Here is an 18,416-nt window from a genome sequence, read left to right as displayed (position 1 = left end):
GGGAGCCGTACCTCCGTGGACGTGTGGGGCTTAGAAGTCCGCGCTGCCCGGGGCGCGCGGGTAGGGGATCGCATCGCGGATGTTGGACAGCCCGCAGACGTACACCACCAGGCGTTCGAAGCCCAGCCCGAAGCCGGCGTGAGGCACCGAGCCATAGCGGCGGAAGTCGCGGTACCAGCTGTAGTGCTCACGATCCAGGCCGAACTGGGCCATGCGCGCGTCCAGCACGTCGAGGCGCTCCTCACGCTGGCTGCCACCGATGATCTCGCCGATGCCCGGGGCCAGCACGTCCATCGCGGCAACGGTCTTGCCGTCGTCGTTCAGGCGCATGTAGAAGGCCTTGATGTGCTCCGGATAGTTGGTCACCACCACCGGACGGCCGACATGCTCCTCGGTCAGCCAGCGCTCGTGCTCGGTCTGCAGGTCCAGGCCCCATTCCACCGGGAAGTCGAACTTCCTGCCGGACTTCTGCAGCAGGCTGACCGCATCGGTGTAGTCGATGCGCTCGAACGGTGCGTTGATGAAATCTTCCAGCTTGGTGATCGCGTTCTTGTCCACGCGCTCGGCGATGAAGGCCAGGTCGTCGCTGCGCTCGTTCAGCACGGCGCGGAACAGGTACTTCAGGAACTCTTCGGCCAGGCGTGCGTCTTCGGCCAGGTCGGCGAAGGCGATTTCCGGCTCGATCATCCAGAACTCCGCCAGATGGCGGGTGGTGTGGCTGTTCTCGGCGCGGAAGGTCGGGCCGAAGGTGTAGACCTTGCTCAGCGCCAGGCAGTACGCCTCGACGTTCAGCTGGCCGGACACGGTCAGGAACGTTTCCTTGCCGAAGAAGTCGCGGCTGAAGTCGATCGCGCCCTTCTCGTCACGCGGCAGGTTCACCATGTCCAGGGTGGACACGCGGAACATCTGGCCGGCGCCTTCGGCATCGGAGGTGGTGATGATCGGGGTGCTGATCCAGTTGAAGCCGTTCTCGTGGAAGAAGCGGTGCACGGCCTGGGCCAGGCAGTTGCGGATGCGGGTGACTGCGCCGAACAGGTTGGTGCGCGGGCGCAGGTGCGCCACTTCGCGCAGGAACTCCGGCGACATCGGCTTGGGCTGGATCGGGTAGGTGAGCGGGTCTTCGACCCAGCCGACCACTTCCAGGGCGCTGGCCTGGATCTCGAACGACTGGCCCTTGCCCTGCGACTTCACCAGGGTGCCGGTGGCGATGACCGAGCAGCCGCTGGTCAGGCGCTTGATCTCGTCGAAGTTGCCCAGGGTGTCGTTGGCCACGATCTGGATCGGGGCGAAGCAGGAGCCGTCGCTCACATTCACGAAGGCCAGATTCGCTGAACCGCGCACCGTGCGCACCCATCCGCGTACCGTGACTTCGCCGCCTTCCGGGATCTTCCCGGCAAGCGCATGTTCAACGCTGACCACCGTCATGACTTGAATCCTCTGCTGATCGACTCGATCTGTGAACACGGGAGTTTACCGGTTGCAGCGTTCTGCTTGCGAGGCATTTTTCGTGGCAACGGCTCCTTATAATGTCCCCGTACCTCTGGAGTAGCCCCATGGCCGTCAGCCTGACCCCCATTGCCTTCGAGCGCGTGCAGCGCTTTGTCGCCCAGACCCCCGGCGCGCTGGGCCTGCGTTTCGGCGTGACCAGGACCGGCTGCTCCGGTTGGGGCCACGTGACCGACCTGGCCCGCGACGAGCGCGAGGGCGATACCGTGTTCGACCAGGACGGCGTGAAGATCTATGTCGACGCCAAGAGCCTGGCGCTGGTGGACGGCACCGTGATCGACTTCGGCAAGCATGGCCTGAGCGAGACCTTCACGTTCAGCAACCCGAACGCCACCGCCGAATGCGGCTGCGGCGAGAGCTTCACCACCGACGCCGACAAGGCCTGACGCGCGGCTTTGGCGCCCGCCGGACATGGCCCGGCGCTACCCGCCTGGTGGGTGCCGACCTTGATCGGCACCGGGGCAGGGCACCCCGGTTCAGAAGGTCGGGTGCCCCCGGTTGCCCGTCATCCCCATCTGCGCCATAATGCGCGGCTTCCTGCCTTCCTGGCGGGGATCCTTGCCCCACCGCGGTCTCAACGGCGGGGGCTGTCCGGCCGCGAGGCCACATCCGAAAGGTAGAAAAAACATGAGTCGTCATTACGAAATCGTGTTCATGGTCCACCCGGACCAGAGCGAGCAGGTCCCGGCCATGATCGAGCGCTACAAGTCGCTGGTCGAGAACGGCAACGGCACCATCCACCGCCTGGAAGACTGGGGCCGCCGCCAGCTGGCGTACCCGATCCAGAACCTGGTGAAGGCCCACTACGTGCTGATGAACATCGAAGCCGACCAGGCCGTTCTGAACGAACTGACCGAGAGCTTCCGCTTCAACGACGCCGTGCTGCGCAACCTGGTCATCAAGCGTGACGAGGCTGACACCGAGCAGTCGCTGATCATGAAGAGCAAGGACGAGAAGGGTGACAAGCCGGAGCGCGGTGAGCGCCGTCGTCGTGACGACGAAGAAGGCGAGTCCAACACCACCGCTGACAACGAAGCCGGCGACGACGCCGCTTCCGCCGCCTAAGGAGCCTTCCCATGTCCAAGTTCTTCCGTCGCCGCAAGTTCTGCAAGTTCACTGCTGAAGGTGTGAAGGAGATCGACTACAAGGATCTCAACACCCTGCGCCAGTACCTGACCGAGAACGGCAAGATCGTGCCGAGCCGCGTCACCGGTACCAAGTCGAAGTACCAGCGCCAGCTGGCGACCGCCGTCAAGCGCGCCCGCTTCCTGGCCCTGATCCCGTACACCGACAACCACGACGTCTGATGCCGGCGGGGCGGCCCGGTGCCGCCCCCGCTGTGCCAGCTATTCGGACAGCCTTTGTTGCGGGGCATCGCCTCGCTAACGAATAACTCATCTGGAGCAATACCATGCAGCTGATCCTCCTGCAGAAAGTCACCAACCTCGGCAACCTGGGCGACCTGGTCGACGTGAAGCCGGGCTACGGCCGTAACTTCCTCGTGCCGCAGGGCAAGGCCGTGCCGGCCACCGAGAGCAACAAGGCCGAGTTCGAAGCCAAGCGCGCCGAGTACGAAGCCAAGGCCCAGGCCATCCACGCAGAAGCTGAAGGCCGCAAGGCCAAGCTGGAAGGCGCGAGCGTGACCATCGCCGCCAACGCTTCGACCGAAGGCAAGCTGTACGGCTCGGTCGGCCCGCGCGACATCGCCGAAGCCTTCACTGCCGCCGGCCTGCCGCTGGAGAAGAGCGAAGTCATCCTGGGTGAAGGCGCCTTCCGCAACATCGGCGAATACGACGTGCTGGTCCACCTGCACGCCGACGTCGAGACCACCGTCAAGGTCGTCGTCGTCGCCGAAGCCTGATCCCACGCCGCAAGGCCTGGCATCACCGCAGAACGGGCGCCCGCAAGGGTGCCCGTTTTGTTTTATGGTTCCGTTTCGCCAGCTCGGGCCACGTGCGGCCGGCGGGGCAGGGCCGGGCAATGGTTCCACGCCCATTCGTAGAACACGGCCACATCGGTATACTCAGGGCGTCACACCCGTTCCACGGGCATCGATCCCAACAGGATCAATGACTTGGAGGGTAAACGCAGGCCGCTTGCCGGCCCCAGTCCGGAACCCCTATGCGTCTTTCCACGATCAAGCTGTCCGGCTTCAAGTCGTTCGTCGATCCGACCACCCTGCACCTGCCGACCAACATGACCGGCGTGGTGGGGCCCAATGGCTGCGGCAAGTCGAACATCATCGACGCCGTGCGCTGGGTCATGGGCGAGAGCTCGGCCAGCCGCCTGCGCGGCGACTCGCTGACCGACGTGATCTTTTCCGGTTCCAACGCCCGCAAGCCGGTGTCGCAGGCCACGGTCGAGCTGATCTTCGACAACTCCGACCACACGATCTCCGGCGAGTACGCCGCGTTCAACGAAATCTCGGTCAAGCGCACGGTCAGCCGCGACGGTACCAGCAACTACTACCTCAACGGCACCAAGTGCCGCCGCCGCGACATCACCGACCTGTTCCTCGGCACCGGCCTGGGCCCGCGCAGCTACTCGATCATCGAGCAGGGCATGATCAGCCAGATCATCGAGGCGCGCCCGGAAGACCTGCGCGTCTACCTGGAAGAGGCGGCCGGCATCTCCAAGTACAAGGAGCGCCGCAAGGAGACCGAGACCCGCATCCGCCACACCCGCGAGAACCTGGACCGGCTGGGCGACCTGCGCGACGAGATCAGCAAGCAGCTGGAGCACCTCAAGCGCCAGGCCAAGCAGGCCGAGCAGTACCAGGCCCTGCAGGAAGAGCGCCGGGTCAAGGATGCCGAGTGGAAGGCGCTGGAATTCCGCGGCCTCGACGGGCGCCTGTCGAAGCTGCGCGAAGGCCTGTCGCAGGAAGAGACCAGGCTGCAGCAGCTGATCGCCGACCAGCGTGATGCCGAGGCGCGCATCGAGACCTCGCGCGCGCGGCGCGAAGAGGCCGCCGACGCGCTGAACACCGCGCAGGCTGCGGTCTACCAGGTCGGCAGTACGCTGGCGCGCCTGGAACAGCAGATCCAGCACCAGCGCGAGCTGTCGCAGCGCCTGCACAAGGCGCGCGATGAAACCCAGCAGGCGCTGGCTGAACTGGGCCAGCACATCAGCGGCGACGAGGCCAGACTGAGGGTGCTGCGCGAGGCGGTGGAGGCCGCCACTCCGCAGCTGGAAGCACTGCAGGAAGAAAACGAGATCAAGCAGGAAAGCCTGCGTGAGGCTGAAGAGCGGCTGGCCAGCTGGCAGCAGCGCTGGGAACAGCACACCTCGCAGAGTTCGGAAGCCTCGCGCGCCGGCGATGTCGAGCGCACGCGCGTGGACTACCTGGACAAGCAGATCCTCGACGCCGACCGGCGTCGCGAGGCCCTGGCCGCCGAACGCGCAGGCCTGGACGTGGACGCGCTGGAAGAAGCCTTCGAGCAGCTGCAGCTGCAGCACGACACGCAGAAGGCCGCGCTGGATGAACTGAGCGAAGACGTCGAGCTGCGCAAGCAGGGCGTGGCGGCGGTGCAGGAACAGCAGCGCAATGGCCAGAACGAACTGGCCGAACTGCGCAAGCAGGCCAACGGCCTGCGCGGCCGTCTGGCCTCGCTGGAAACCCTGCAGCAGGCCGCGCTGGGCCAGGAGCAGGGCGCGGCAGTCGCCTGGCTGAAGGCGCGCGGGCTGGATTCGGCGGCGCGTGTCGGCGAACGCCTGGATGTCGATGCCGGTTGGGAAAACGCGGTGGAAAGCGCGCTTGGCCAGTTGATCGAAGGCGTGCTGGTCGATGACCCGGCCAGCCTGGTCGACACGCTGGGCGAAGTGGGCGAGGGCCACATTGCACTCGTCGCCAACGATGGCGCGGACCTGAAGGTGGCGCCGACCTCGCTGGCGGCACGCGTGCGCGGCCCGGCGGCGATCCGTCGGCTGCTGGCGCACCTGCATGGTGCGAAGGACCTGTCCGAGGCGAAGGCCCTGCAGGCCAGCCTGCCGGAAGGCGATTCGATCATCACCCAGGGCGGCGAGCGGCTGGGCCAGGGCTGGCTGCGCGTGTCGCGCTCCGGTGCCGCCGAGCAGGGCGCGCTGCTGCGCGAGCGTGAGATCAACGAACTGCGTGAGCAGATCGAGCAGCTGCAGGACCGCGAGGCCGAGCTGGAAGAGCAGCTGAGCGGTTTCCGTGAGCAGCTGCAGGCGGCCGAGCAGCAGCGCGAGGACGCGCAGCGCGCGCTCTACCAGGCCCACCGCGCGGTGTCCGAGCTGGCCGGCCAGCTGCAGGGCCAGCAGGGCAAGGTGGAAGCGGCACGCACCCGCATCGACCGCATCGAGGGCGAGCTGAAGCAGTTGCAGGAAACGCTGGAAGCCAACAACGAGCAGGCGCGTGAAGCGCGCTCGCGGCTGGAGAGTGCGGTCAGCAGCATGGGCGACCTGGAATCGACCCGGCAGCGGCTGGAGGGCGAACGTCGGCAGTTGACCGAGGCCCGTGACCTGGCCCGCGATGCCGCCCGTGCGGTACGCGAGCGCGCGCATTCGCTGGCCTTGACCCTGGAATCGCAGCGCGCGCAGCTGGACTCGTTGAGCCAGGCGCTGGAACGCATGGGCACCCAGCGCGGGCAGCTGGACGCGCGGCTGGGCGAGCTGCACTCGCAGCTGGACGAAGGGGATTCGCCGGTCGAATCGCTGCAGGCCGAACACCAGAACGCGCTGGAAGAGCGCGTGCGGGCCGACCGTGTGCTGACCGAGGCGCGAACGCTGCTGGACGGCATCGACGCCGAGCTGCGCAACTACGAGCAGACCCGCCACCAGCGCGACGAGCAGGCGTTGGCCCAGCGCGAGCGCATTTCGCAGCGCAAGCTCGACCAGCAGGCCTTGGTGCTCAGCGCCGACACCCTGCAGGCGGCGGTGGAAAAGGCCGGCTTCGTGCTGCAGGACGTGCTCAATGCACTACCCGAGGACGCCCGCCTGGGCGACTGGGAGCAGGCCGTGCACCAGATCGACGCACGCATGCGCCGGCTGGAGCCGGTCAACCTGGCCGCCATCCACGAGTACGGCGAGGCTTCGCAGCGTTCGGACTACCTGGATTCGCAGCACGCCGACCTGACCACGGCGCTGGAAACACTTGAGGATGCCATCCGCAAGATCGATCGCGAGACCCGCGGGCGCTTCAAGGACACCTTCGACCGCGTCAACGCCGGCGTCCAGGCGCTGTATCCGCGCCTGTTCGGTGGTGGCCACGCCTACCTGGAACTGACCGGTGAAGACCTGCTCGACACGGGTGTGACCATCATGGCGCGCCCGCCGGGCAAGCGCGTGTCCAGCATCTCGCTGCTGTCCGGCGGCGAGAAGGCGATGACCGCAGTGGCGCTGGTGTTCGCCATCTTCCAGTTGAATCCCGCCCCGTTCTGCCTGCTGGACGAGGTGGACGCCCCGCTGGACGAAGCCAACGTCGGCCGCCTGGCCAACATGGTCAAGGAAATGAGCGAGAAGGTGCAGTTCCTGTTCGTCAGCCATAACAAGGCGACGATGGAGGCCGCGCACCAGCTGTCGGGCGTGACCATGCGTGAGCCGGGTGTCAGCCGCCTGGTCAGCGTGGACCTGGAAGAAGCGGCGCGATTGGCGGGCGCGGCCTGACGTGCCATCCTAGTTACCTGAATGAATTAGCCGGAGAACCTATCGAATGTCCGACACGGCACTGTTGCGCATCGGCATCCTGGCCGCCGGCCTGCTGTTGATCGCCGCGATCTTCCTGTTTGGCCGTCCGAAGAAGAAGCCCCAGGGCCGTCGCGTGGAGAACACGGAACCGGCCAGTGGCGAGCGCCGCGAACCGGTCCTGGGCGAGGACGGCGTCGTGGTGGCTGAGGGCCGCGTCGAACCGGGCATGCGCGGCGAAGGCGAGCAGGCCGAACTTGGCCTGGCCGACACTGACCCGGGCGCGGCCAACGACCTCGGCAAGCGCACTACCCAGGATTTCGACAAGATCGTCTCGCTGTTCGTGGCCGCCCGTGCCGGCGAGCAGCTGCGCGGCGAAGACATCGTGGTGGCGGCCGAGAAGACCGGCCTGGTATTCGGCCACATGAACGTGTTCCACCGCCTGGTGGAAGGCCACCCCGAGCGCGGCCCGATCTTCTCGATGGCCAGCATCATGAAGCCGGGCAGCTTCGACATGGCCAACATCCGTGCCATGGAAACCCCGGCCATCGCCTTCTTCCTGACCCTGCCGGCGCCGCTGACCGCGCTTGATGCCTGGAGAAGATGCTGCCGACCGTGCAGCGCATGGCCGAGCTGCTCGATGGCGTGGTGCTGGACGACAGCCGCAATGCCTTGGGCCGCCAGCGCATCGCGCACATCCGCGACGAGCTGCGTGCCTACGACCGCCAGCACCAGGCACCGCCGCTGACCAAAACCCCGCGCTGGTAAAGCCTGTTGTGCCGGCCAACGGTCGGCACCCACCCGGTAGATCCACGCCATGCGTGGATGGAGCGAACCAAGGTTCGCCCCCACCGACAGGGTCAGGCCGGTACGCCGGCCACCTTGGCGAACGCACGGCGGAATGCGGCCATCTCGTCTTCGGTGCCGACGGTCACGCGCACGCGCTGTGGCCAGATCGGCCAGCTGCGGCCAATGATCACGCCGTTGTCTGCCATCGCCTTGGCAAAAGCGGCGCCGTCGCGCTGCACATCCACCACGAAGCAGTTCGCTTCCGACGGCACGCAGCTGAAGCCACGCTTGCCCAGCCACGCGATGGTGGCCTGCCGCACCTTGGAATTCTGCAGGCGCCGCTGCGCGATCAACTGGGGATCCTGCAGGCTGGCCAGTGCCGCGGCCAGTGCTGGCACGGGCAGCGGGTTGTCGCCCAGGCTGGCCAGTTCGCGCAGGCGGTCAGGGTGTGCGGCCGCCATGCCCAGGCGAAGGCCGGCCATGCCGTACAGCTTGGAAAACGTGCGCAGCACGATCAGGTCATCGCGCTGCGTCACCTGGGTGATCAGGCTCGGCTGCTCGCTGTACTGCAGGTAGGCCTCGTCGACCAGCACGCGGGTCGATGCGGGCTTGTGGGCCAGCAGCCAGGCGAGCTCATCCGGTGGGCTGATCGAACCGGTCGGGTTGTTCGGATTGCACACATACACCAGCCCGGTCGGGCGCGCTTGCGCGGCGGCGACCATCGCACGCAGGTCATGCGCGCCGTCGTCGCGCAGCGGCACCTTCTGCACGTATGCACCGTGTGCGGCGGCGACCTCGCCCAGGGTCTCGAAGGTCGGGTCGGCCACCACCAATCCCGCCTGCGGCCCGGTCCACACCGTGGCGGCGCGGTTCAACGGCTCGCTTGAGCCGGGATAGAGGCGCACGTGGTCGGCCGGAATACGTGCCTGCTCGATGAAGGCATCGCGCACCTGTGCGGCCAGGGCGAAGCGGTAGCGGCCGCAACTGGCGATACTGTCGCGCGCGGCCTGCTGGGCCGCCGGCGAGGGGCCGTAGGGGCACTCGTTGAAGTTCAGCAGTACCACGCCTTCGGCAGGGGCCGGGGCGACGGCGGCCGCAGGTTGGGCCTGGCCAAGCCGCGGCAGTCCGCTGCCAGCGACGGCGAGGCCGGCACCGGCCAGTTGCAGGAAGCGTCTACGGGAAGCAGGCAGGGTCACGGGTGGGATTCCGAGGAGTAGCCTTCGCACGCTAGCGCTGGTTACGGTGGGCGGCAAGCCCGCTTTTTGTAGTGCCGAGCCATGGTCGGCTGCAGGTGTGCCAACCAAGGTTGGGCACCTGCCGGGGCGGGGAGATGGTTGGCATCCACCAGGGCAGGGGGGCGCCCGTCGAGCATGGCTCGGCGCTGCGAAGGGGGGCATTACAGGGCCTGACGGCCGGGCGCGGTAGAATCCCCGGCCATCCCAGAACCACCGGATTCCGATGAGCTCCAGCCCCGCCGAACGCGCCGAAGATCTCCGCCGGCAGATCGCCCAGGCCAACCGCGCCTACCATGAGCTGGACGCCCCGGAGATCCCCGACATCGACTACGACCGGATGGTGCGCGAGCTGGAAGCACTGGAGCGCGAACATCCGGAACTGGCCCGGGCCGACAGTCCGACCCAGCAGGTCGGCGCGCGTCCCTCCGGCCGTTTCCCCGAAGTCCGCCATGCGGTGCCGATGTTGTCGCTGTCCAACGCCTTCAGCGATGAGGAAGTGGCGGATTTCGTGCGCCGCATCGATGAACGCCTGGGCCGCCGCAGCCTGCAGTTTTCGGCCGAGCCGAAGATGGACGGCCTGGCGATCAGCCTGCGCTATGAGGATGGTCATTTCGTGCTCGGCGCGACCCGCGGCGATGGCAGCACCGGCGAGGACGTGACCGCCAACCTGCGCGAGATCGGCGATGTTCCCAAGCGGCTGCACGGCAAGGACTGGCCGGACGTGCTCGAGGTGCGCGGCGAGGTCTACATGGCGCGTGCCGATTTCGAGGCCTACAACGAACGTGCGCGCCTGCACGGCGGCAAGGTGCTGGCCAACCCGCGCAATGCGGCGGCCGGGTCGCTGCGCCAGCTCGACCCGAAGATCAGTGCGCAGCGCAGGTTGAGCTTCTTTGCCTACGGTACTGGTGAAGTGCAGGGCGGCGAGCTGCCCGATACCCATTCGGGCACGCTGGCGCAGCTCGGCGCCTGGGGTTTCCCGGTCAGCGCGCTGTGCAAGGTGGTGGAAGGCACCGACGGCCTGCTCGGCTACTACCGCGATATCGGCGAGCGCCGCGACGGCCTGCCGTTCGATATCGATGGCGTCGTCTACAAGCTCGATGACCGTGCCGGCCAGCAGGCGATGGGGTTCGTTTCGCGCGCGCCGCGCTGGGCCATCGCGCACAAGTTCCCGGCACAGGAACAGAGCACCACCGTGGAAGCGATCGAGATCCAGATCGGCCGCACCGGTGCGGCCACACCCGTCGCGCGGCTGGCGCCGGTGGCTGTGGCCGGCGTGATCGTATCCAATGCCACCTTGCACAATGCCGACCAGATCGCACGTCTCGATGTGCGTGTCGGTGACAGCGTGATCGTGCGCCGTGCCGGCGACGTGATCCCGGAAGTGGTCAGCGTCATCCTCGACCGACGCCCGCAGGACACCTCGCCCTGGCAGATGCCGACGCGCTGCCCGGTGTGCGGCTCGGAGATCGTGCGCGAGGAAGGGGCGGCCGCATGGCGCTGTTCGGGCGAGCTGTCCTGCCCGGCGCAGCGCAAGGAAGCCATTGCCCATTTCGCTTCGCGCCGCGCGATGGACATCGACGGCCTGGGCGACAAGTACATTGAAACCCTGGTCGACGCTGGCATCGTCAAGAGCGTGGCCGACCTGTACCGGCTCAGTCGTGACCAGCTGCTGCACCTGAAGCTGGTGCTGGACGCTGAAGATCCCTCGGTGCTGGCCGCCGCACTGAAGCTGCACCTGCCGGCTGAAGGCAGTGGCGCGGTGCTCAATGCGGTGCTCAGGCTGGACGGCAACGATCCGGGCTGGCGCGCGCAGGCGCTGGCGCAGCCGGCCCGCTTCGAATGGAACACGAAGAAGATCGCGACCAAGTGGGCCGACAACCTGATCGCGGCCATCGACGCCAGTCGTGCCGCCACGCTGGAACGGCTGCTGTTCGCGCTGGGCATCGAGCACGTGGGCGAAAGCACGGCCAAGGCGCTGGCGCAGTGGTTCGGTGACCTGGAACTGATCCGCCACCTGCCGTGGCCATTGTTCAAGCGTGTGCCGGACATCGGTGGCGAAGTGGCGCGGTCGCTCGGCCACTTCTTCGAGCAGCAGGGCAACCAGCAGGCCATCGATGACCTGCTGCAGGTCGGCCAAGTCCGCATCAGCGATGTGCACGCGCCCAGCGCCAGGCTGCGCGAGGGGCTGGACCTGGCGCAGCTGTTGGTCGAATCAGAGATTCCCGGCATCACCCGCCTGCGCGCGGAGAAACTGGTGGCCGCGTTGCCCGGTGCCCAGGCGGTGCTCGACGCCGAGCATGGGCAGTTCGTCAACGCAGGATTGCCGGACGACACCGCGCGTGGCCTGGCCCAGTGGCTGGACAGCGAGGGCCATGGCGCGATGCTGCTGGCAGCCGAGAAGGCGATGCAGCAGATCCTGGCCAAGGCACCGGCGCTGGCCGAGATCGTGGCCGGCCCGCTGGATGGGCAGACCGTGGTGCTGACCGGCACCCTGGCCCAGCTCACCCGCGATGCCGCCAAGGAGCGCCTGGAGGCCCTCGGTGCAAAGGTCTCCGGCAGCGTTTCGAAGAAGACCAGCTTCGTGGTCGCCGGTAGCGAAGCCGGTTCCAAGCTGGACAAGGCGCAGTCGCTGGGCGTGCCGGTGTGGGACGAAGACCGCCTGCTGGCCTATCTGGCCGAACACGAGTGACGATCCCGCCGGGTGTCCCCGCGCCCGGCATGAAACACAAAGGAACACCGATGCAGACCGCCCCGCTGGATTTCCGCCTGGCCACCCGTGCCGACGAGGAGCTGTTGATCGCGCTGATGCGCGAGTTCTACGCCGAAGACAGGATCGACTTCGATGACGCGCGCGTGCGTCGCGGCGTGGACGCGCTGCTGGCCGATCCGCGCAATGGCGAAGTGCTGTTGTGGATGGACGAGGCGGGCGAGGTAGTCGGCTACGCGGTGATCGCGATGGGCTTCAGCCTGGAGCAGGGCGGCCACTTCATGCTGCTGGACGAGCTGTACCTGAGCCATCGTGCGCGCGGTCGTGGTCGCGGCAAGCAGGCGCTGGCCATCTGCGAACAGCGCGCTCGCGGTCGTGGCGTCAGTCGCCTTCGCCTGGAAGTGAACCACCACAACGAACTGGCACGCCGCCTGTACCTGGCCAGCGGCTACATCGACGATACGCGCGATCTGCTGACCCTGCCGCTCGACCATCCGCGCCCGGAGGGCATCCTGTGAGCGAGGCCCTGCTGCGCGCGCTGCAGCAGCGTGCCGAGCTCAATGCGCTGGTGCGCCGCTTCTTCGCCGAGCGCGATGTGCTCGAGGTGGAAACGCCGATCCTGTCGGTGGCAGGCAACACCGAGCCGAACATCGACAGCTTCCACACCGATTTCACCGGCCATGTCGATGCCGGTGGCCGTCGTCGCTGGCTGCGCACTTCGCCGGAGTATCCGCTCAAGCGCCTGCTGGCGGCCGGTGTGGGCGACTGCTACGAGCTGGGTCGGGTATTCCGCAACGGTGAGGCCGGCGGCCGCCACAACCCCGAATTCACCATGCTGGAGTGGTATCGGGTCGGCTGGGACCACCATCGGTTGGTACAGGAGACCGCCGAGCTGATCGGACAGGCGCTGGCCCTGGTTGGACGCCGTGCAACCCTGCACGTGCTGAGTTACCGTGAGCTGTTCCAGCAGCACCTTGGCGTGGATCCGTTCGAGGCGGATGAGTCCACGCTGCGTGCCGCGTTGGGCGAGGTGCACATTGACCCGGTCGGATTGACCCGTGATGACTGGCTCGACCTGCTGATGACCCATCGTATCCAGCCGCATTTCGACGACGCGGTCATGACCGTAGTGCATGACTGGCCAGCCAGCCAGGCCGCGCTGGCACGCATCCGCGCCGGCACGCCGCCGCTGGCCGAGCGTTTCGAGCTCTACCTGGGTGCAGTGGAGCTGGCCAACGGCTATCACGAACTGAACGACGCCGACGAGCAGCGCGCCCGCTTCCGGCGCGACCAGCAGCGCCGCCACGAACGTGGGCAGGTGCAGCCGCCACTGGATGAGGCGCTGCTGGCGGCGTTGCCAGCGTTGCCGGCCTGTGCCGGCGTGGCGGTGGGTGTCGATCGCCTGCTGATGGCGATGAACCGCACGCCACGCATTGCCGATGTGCTGGCCTACGACTTTGCCCACGCGTGACGCCCGCGCGTTGCTGAACATCCCAGGCTGAACGAAACGCGGGTTCTGCGCGCTTGCGTCGGCAAGCGGGATGATGCTTTTATCACGGCCAATGCCGGACACTGGCATGCAGTTCATCCATTCCTGCTGGGGAAGGCTTTGGTCAAGTGGTTTGCGGTTGTCGCTGCACCGATGTACTCCATTGCGCTCTGGGGTGCCTGGCTGCCGTCGCCGGCGTCGGCCCAGCAGGTGGGCTACGACGATGAAGTGGTGACCTGCGAGTCCCGCGACATGGGCTGGGTGCACTGCGACATCGACGTAGCCAACGGCGTCGATCTGGTGCGCCAGCTCTCGAGCAACAGCTGCATCCGCGGCAGCGAGTGGGGCACCGACCGCAGCGGCGTGTGGGTCACCCTTGGCTGCCGCGCCGAATTCCGGGCGCGCCGTGCGCAGGGTGTGGCACCTGCGGCAACGGAAGGCAAGCGCCTGGTGCGCCGCGTGGTGCGCTGCGAATCCAATGGCCGTCCGCAGAGTTGCCCGGTACGCCTGGATGGCGCGCCGGTGCGCCTGCTTCGCCAGTTGTCGGTGCTGCCGTGCCGGGAAGGCCAGGGATGGGGCTACAAGCGCAATGAAGTCTGGACCAGCCGTGGCTGCCAGGGCGATTTCGAGGTGGCCGACGAGGATGGCCGCTTCGTCGATGTGCCGCGCCGCCTGACCTGCGAATCGAAGTCGAAGAAGCGCCGCTTCTGCGGCGCGAGCATCTCGGTGGGTGCTGTGGTCTCCGAGCAGCTGTCCAGCACGCCCTGCGAGGAAGGCAGCACCTGGGGCTGGAACCGCAACGGGATCTGGGTGGATGGCGGCTGCCGCGCCGAATTCTCGGTGAATTGAGCCGGGGCAGGCTCCAACCACGCGGGGCGTGGCCCTACAATGGGCCCATGAACACTGCCTCCGACATCGACTACGCCCGTTACGACCACATCCGCCCGATCCTGTGGACCGGCGATGCCTTGCAACTGCTGGACCAGCGCAAGCTGCCGTTCGTGGTCGAGCACGTGGTCTGCCATGACAGTGACGAGGTTGCCAGCGCCATCCACGCACTGACCGTGCGTGGCGCGCCGGCGATCGGCATTGCCGCCGCCTGGGGCGTGGTGCTGGCCGCGCGCGAGGTGCAGGCGGCCGACGGTGCGCACGCGTTGCAGCAGCTGGAGCCGGCACTGCAGCGCCTGAACGCATCGCGCCCTACTGCGGTCAATCTGGCCTGGGCGCTGGCACGGATGCGCCGTTGCCTGAACGCTGCCGGCGCCGACTGGAAGGCGTTGCTGGAGTCCGAAGCGCAGGCGATCGCAGAGGAAGACCTGGCGGCCAACCGCCACATGGGCGCACTGGGCGCTGGCCTGATCGAGGCTGGCAGCGGTGTGCTGACCCACTGCAATACCGGCTCGCTGGCCACCGCCGGCTTCGGTACCGCGCTGGGCGTCATTCGCGCCGGCATGGCCCAGCACCGCATCGCGCGCGTGTTCGCCGGCGAGACCCGGCCGTGGCTGCAGGGTGCACGCCTGACCGTGTGGGAGCTGCAGCAGGACGGTATCGATGCCACCCTGATCGCCGACTCGGCGGCCTCGCACCTGATGAAGACCGGTGCCGTGCAGTGGGTGATCGTGGGCGCAGACCGCATCTGCGCCAATGGTGATACCGCCAACAAGATCGGCACCTACCAACTGGCCATTGCCGCACGCCACCACAGCGTGAAGTTCATGGTGGTGGCGCCGTCCTCGACCGTGGACATGGAGACCGTTGACGGCAGCCAGATCGAGATCGAGCAGCGCGACCCGGGTGAGCTGTATGGCGTGGGCGGTGCCCGCACCGTGGCCGAAGGCATTGCCGCCTGGAACCCGGTGTTCGATGTCACCCCGGGCGAGCTGATCGACGCCATCGTGACCGAGCGCGGGGTGATCCTGAACCCGACCGCCGAGAACATGCGCGCCGCCTTCGGCGGTTGAGGCGGGCAGGGTTGCGGATGTCTGTAGAGCCGAGCCCACGCTCGGCTCAGCCAGCGAATCCGCCGCAGCCGAGCATGGGCTCGGCTCTACAGGATAGGTGGGGCCCCTAAGTTCCTGATTTGTGCCGGTAAAATCCCCGTAAAGGGAGGCGGAAAACGGCCTGTTGTGGTAGTATCCACAGGTTGAATCGAGGTTCCGGCACGACCCCTCCCGCAGGGGGCTGCGCCGGACTGGACCGCTACCAGACAACGGAACCCGAATGGCAGAAACCGCCAAGGAAATCATCCAGGTCAACCTGGAAGACGAGATGCGCAAGAGCTACCTCGATTACGCCATGAGCGTGATCGTGGGCCGCGCGCTCCCGGATGCGCGCGACGGCCTCAAGCCGGTGCATCGCCGCGTGCTGTTCGCGATGAATGAACTCAACGCGCACAGCAACAAGCCCTACTTCAAGTCGGCGCGTATCGTCGGTGACGTCATCGGTAAGTACCACCCGCATGGCGATCAGTCGGTATACGACACGCTGGTGCGCCTGGCACAGCCGTTCTCGCTGCGTTACATGCTGGTCGATGGCCAGGGTAACTTCGGCTCCATCGATGGCGACTCCGCCGCGGCAATGCGATACACCGAGGCGCGCATGTCGCGCCTCGCGCACGAGCTGATGGCCGACATCGACAAGGAAACCGTCGACTTCCAGCCCAACTACGACGAAAAGGAACTGGAGCCGACGGTCATGCCGACCCGGTTCCCGAACCTGCTGGTCAACGGCTCGGCCGGTATCGCGGTGGGCATGGCGACCAACATCCCGCCGCACAACCTGAGTGAATCGATCAACGCCTGCATTGCGCTGATCGACAACCCGGAGATCGACGTCGACGGCCTGATGGAGTACATCCCGGGCCCGGATTTCCCGACTGCCGGTATCATCAACGGCACCGCCGGCATCGTCGCTGGCTACCGCACCGGCCGTGGCCGCGTGCGTATCCGTGCCAAGGCCGATATCGAAGTGGCCGACAATGGCCGCGAATCGATCATCGTCACTGAAATTCCTTACCAGGTGAACAAGGCGCGTCTGATCGAAAAGATCGCCGAGCTGGTCAAGGAAAAGAAGATCGAAGGCATCAGCGAGCTGCGCGATGAGTCCGACAAGGATGGCATGCGCATCTACATCGAGATCAAGCGCGGCGAATCTGCCGAGGTTGTGCTGAACAACCTGTACCAGCAGACGCAGATGGAATCGGTGTTCGGCATCAACATGGTGGCGCTGGTCGACGGCCGCCCGCAGTTGATGAATCTGAAGCAGATGCTGGAGGCGTTCGTCCGCCACCGTCGCGAAGTGGTCACCCGCCGCACCGTGTTCGAGCTGCGCAAGGCGCGCGCCCGCGCCCATGTGCTGGAAGGCCTGACCGTCGCGCTGGCCAACATCGACGAGATGATCGAACTGATCAAGACCTCGCCGAACCCGAACGAAGCACGCGAGCGCATGCTGGCGCGCGTGTGGGAGCCGGGCCTGGTCGGTGCGATGCTGGGTGCCGCCGGTGCCGAAGCCTCGCGCCCGGAAGACCTGCCCAAGGGCGTGGGCCTGATCGAGGGCGGCTACCAGCTGACCGAGATCCAGGCCACCCAGATCCTGGAAATGCGCCTGCACCGCCTGACCGGGCTGGAGCAGGACCGCCTGACCGACGAGTACAAGCAGCTGCTGGAAGTGATCGCCGGGCTGATCCACATCCTGGAAGATCCCGACCGCCTGCTGCAGGTGATCCGCGAGGAGCTGGTCAACGTCAAGGCCGAGTTCGGCGACGAACGTCGCACCGAAATCCGCCACAGCGAAGAAGACCTGGACATCCTCGACCTGATCGCACCGGAAGACGTGGTGGTCACCGTGTCGCATGCAGGTTACGTGAAGCGGCAGCCGGTGAGCGTGTACCGCGCACAGCGCCGCGGTGGGCGTGGCCGCAGTGCGGCGGCGACCAAGGAAGAGGATTTCATCGAACAGCTGTGGCTGGTCAACACGCACGACACGCTGCTGACCTTCACCAGCTCGGGCAAGGTGTTCTGGCTGCCGGTCTACCAGCTGCCGGAAGCGGGTTCCAACGCCCGCGGCCGTCCGATCATCAACTGGATTCCGCTGGAACCGGGCGAACGCGTGCAGGCCGTGCTGCCGGTGCGCGAGTACGCCGATGGCCAGTTCGTGTTCTTCGCCACGAAGAACGGTACGGTCAAGAAGACCCCGCTGGGCGAGTTCGCCTTCCGTCTGGCCCGCGGCAAGATCGCGATCAACCTCGATGAGGGCGATGCGCTGGTCGGCGTCGGCCTGACCGACGGCCAGCGCGACATCCTGCTGTTCGCCTCCAACGGCAAGACCGTGCGCTTCGGCGAGGACAAAGTCCGCTCGATGGGCCGTACCGCAACCGGCGTGCGTGGCATCAGGATGCCGGCCGGCGAGGAAGTGGTCAGCCTGATCGTGGCCGAAAGTGCCGGTGGCATCGAGGACGAGAACGAGGACGACAACGGTGTCGAGGAAGCCGCCGCCACGGGTGATGCGGTGATCGATAGTGCCGACGACGCCAGCGTGCAGTACATCCTCACCGCCACCGAGAACGGCTACGGCAAGCGCACCCCGCTGCCGGACTACCCGCGCAAGGGCCGTGGCACGCAGGGCGTGATCGGCATCCAGACCACCGAGCGCAATGGCAAGCTGGTCGCCGCAGTGCTGATGGGCTCCCGCGACGAAGTCCTGCTGATCTCCGACGGCGGTACGCTGGTGCGTACGCGTGGCTCGGAAATCAGCCGCGTCGGCCGCAACACCCAGGGCGTGACCCTGATCCGCCTGTCCAAGGACGAGAAGCTGCAGGCGGTGGAGCGCATGGATGCCTCGATCGACGAGGACGAGGACGAGGTGGCAGTCGCCGCCCCGGCCACGACCGACAGCGCCCCGGCTGCGGCCAGCAGCGAGGACGCCGCACAGGACTGATCCTGCCGCGAGCCTGAGGCACCCGACGACGCCGGCCCTGTGCCGGCGTCGTCGTATCCGGATGCCACGCATACGCGCGCGCTTCACGCAGGCGGTGGGATAACGACGCATG

At 67.0% G+C, this 18,416-nt stretch carries 13 protein-coding genes and 1 pseudogene; 12 read left to right on the top strand and 2 right to left on the bottom strand.

Going from position 1 to position 18,416, the window contains the following annotated elements; genetic code table 11:
* Positions 1-30: 30 nt before the first annotated feature.
* Positions 31-1,425: an asparagine--tRNA ligase gene (gene asnS, locus DL544_RS13450; RefSeq protein WP_065186192.1), complete on the bottom strand. Its 1,395-nt coding sequence runs from the start codon at positions 1,423-1,425 to the stop codon at positions 31-33.
* Positions 1,426-1,553: 128 nt separating this feature from the next.
* Between asnS and DL544_RS13445 the strand changes: the two genes are divergently transcribed.
* The 6 genes and pseudogenes from DL544_RS13445 to zipA all read left to right on the top strand — a co-directional run bounded on the left by DL544_RS13445 (position 1,554) and on the right by zipA (position 7,917).
* Entirely contained in the window at positions 1,554-1,892 is a 339-nt protein-coding gene (locus tag DL544_RS13445) for a HesB/IscA family protein (RefSeq protein ID WP_005417401.1), read from the top strand.
* Between the two features lie 241 nt (positions 1,893-2,133).
* Complete coding sequence (gene rpsF / locus DL544_RS13440; protein ID WP_005417400.1) at positions 2,134-2,571, top strand: 30S ribosomal protein S6; 438 nt, start codon at positions 2,134-2,136, stop codon at positions 2,569-2,571.
* Between the two features lie 11 nt (positions 2,572-2,582).
* Positions 2,583-2,813 carry a 30S ribosomal protein S18 gene (rpsR, locus tag DL544_RS13435; RefSeq protein ID WP_002804494.1) on the top strand — a complete coding sequence of 77 codons (231 nt, stop codon included), beginning with the start codon at positions 2,583-2,585 and terminating at the stop codon, positions 2,811-2,813.
* Positions 2,814-2,917: 104 nt separating this feature from the next.
* Positions 2,918-3,367 carry a 50S ribosomal protein L9 gene (gene rplI, locus DL544_RS13430; RefSeq protein WP_005417398.1) on the top strand — a complete coding sequence of 150 codons (450 nt, stop codon included), beginning with the start codon at positions 2,918-2,920 and terminating at the stop codon, positions 3,365-3,367.
* Positions 3,368-3,627: 260 nt separating this feature from the next.
* Positions 3,628-7,131 carry a chromosome segregation protein SMC gene (gene smc / locus DL544_RS13425; protein WP_139727342.1) on the top strand — a complete coding sequence of 1,168 codons (3,504 nt, stop codon included), beginning with the start codon at positions 3,628-3,630 and terminating at the stop codon, positions 7,129-7,131.
* 46 nt (positions 7,132-7,177) lie between these two features.
* Positions 7,178-7,917, top strand: a pseudogene (zipA, locus tag DL544_RS13420) (cell division protein ZipA).
* Positions 7,918-8,009: 92 nt separating this feature from the next.
* Here zipA and DL544_RS13415 read toward each other — a convergent pair.
* Positions 8,010-9,134 (bottom strand): pyridoxal phosphate-dependent aminotransferase, encoded by a 1,125-nt coding sequence (locus DL544_RS13415; protein ID WP_139727340.1) that lies wholly within the window; start codon positions 9,132-9,134, stop codon positions 8,010-8,012.
* Between the two features lie 256 nt (positions 9,135-9,390).
* Between DL544_RS13415 and ligA the strand changes: the two genes are divergently transcribed.
* The 6 genes from ligA to gyrA all read left to right on the top strand — a co-directional run bounded on the left by ligA (position 9,391) and on the right by gyrA (position 18,304).
* Positions 9,391-11,862, top strand: coding sequence for an NAD-dependent DNA ligase LigA (ligA, locus tag DL544_RS13410; protein WP_425604899.1), 2,472 nt, complete (start codon positions 9,391-9,393; stop codon positions 11,860-11,862).
* A gap of 50 nt (positions 11,863-11,912) precedes the next feature.
* Positions 11,913-12,398, top strand: a complete 486-nt coding sequence (locus tag DL544_RS13405) for a GNAT family N-acetyltransferase (protein ID WP_053497333.1) — start codon at positions 11,913-11,915, stop codon at positions 12,396-12,398.
* Positions 12,395-13,351, top strand: a complete 957-nt coding sequence (gene epmA, locus DL544_RS13400) for an EF-P lysine aminoacylase EpmA (protein ID WP_070489070.1) — start codon at positions 12,395-12,397, stop codon at positions 13,349-13,351. The genes DL544_RS13405 and epmA overlap by 4 nt, the downstream gene beginning before the upstream one ends.
* Before the next feature lie 138 nt (positions 13,352-13,489).
* A complete protein-coding gene (locus DL544_RS13395; RefSeq protein ID WP_053497330.1) occupies positions 13,490-14,218 on the top strand; it encodes a DUF3011 domain-containing protein in 729 nt (242 codons plus the stop codon).
* 47 nt (positions 14,219-14,265) lie between these two features.
* On the top strand, positions 14,266-15,330 hold the full coding sequence (gene mtnA / locus DL544_RS13390; RefSeq protein ID WP_139727336.1) for an S-methyl-5-thioribose-1-phosphate isomerase: 1,065 nt from the start codon (positions 14,266-14,268) through the stop codon (positions 15,328-15,330).
* Between the two features lie 259 nt (positions 15,331-15,589).
* Positions 15,590-18,304 (top strand): DNA gyrase subunit A, encoded by a 2,715-nt coding sequence (gene gyrA, locus DL544_RS13385; RefSeq protein ID WP_139727334.1) that lies wholly within the window; start codon positions 15,590-15,592, stop codon positions 18,302-18,304.
* The last annotated feature ends 112 nt before the right edge of the window (positions 18,305-18,416 follow it).

This window comes from Stenotrophomonas sp. pho (genome assembly GCF_006228405.1).
Taxonomy (GTDB): Bacteria; Pseudomonadota; Gammaproteobacteria; order Xanthomonadales; family Xanthomonadaceae; genus Stenotrophomonas; species Stenotrophomonas sepilia.
The sequence above is the reverse complement of the archived record's forward strand: the minus strand, read 5'-3'. Positions and strand labels throughout refer to the sequence as shown.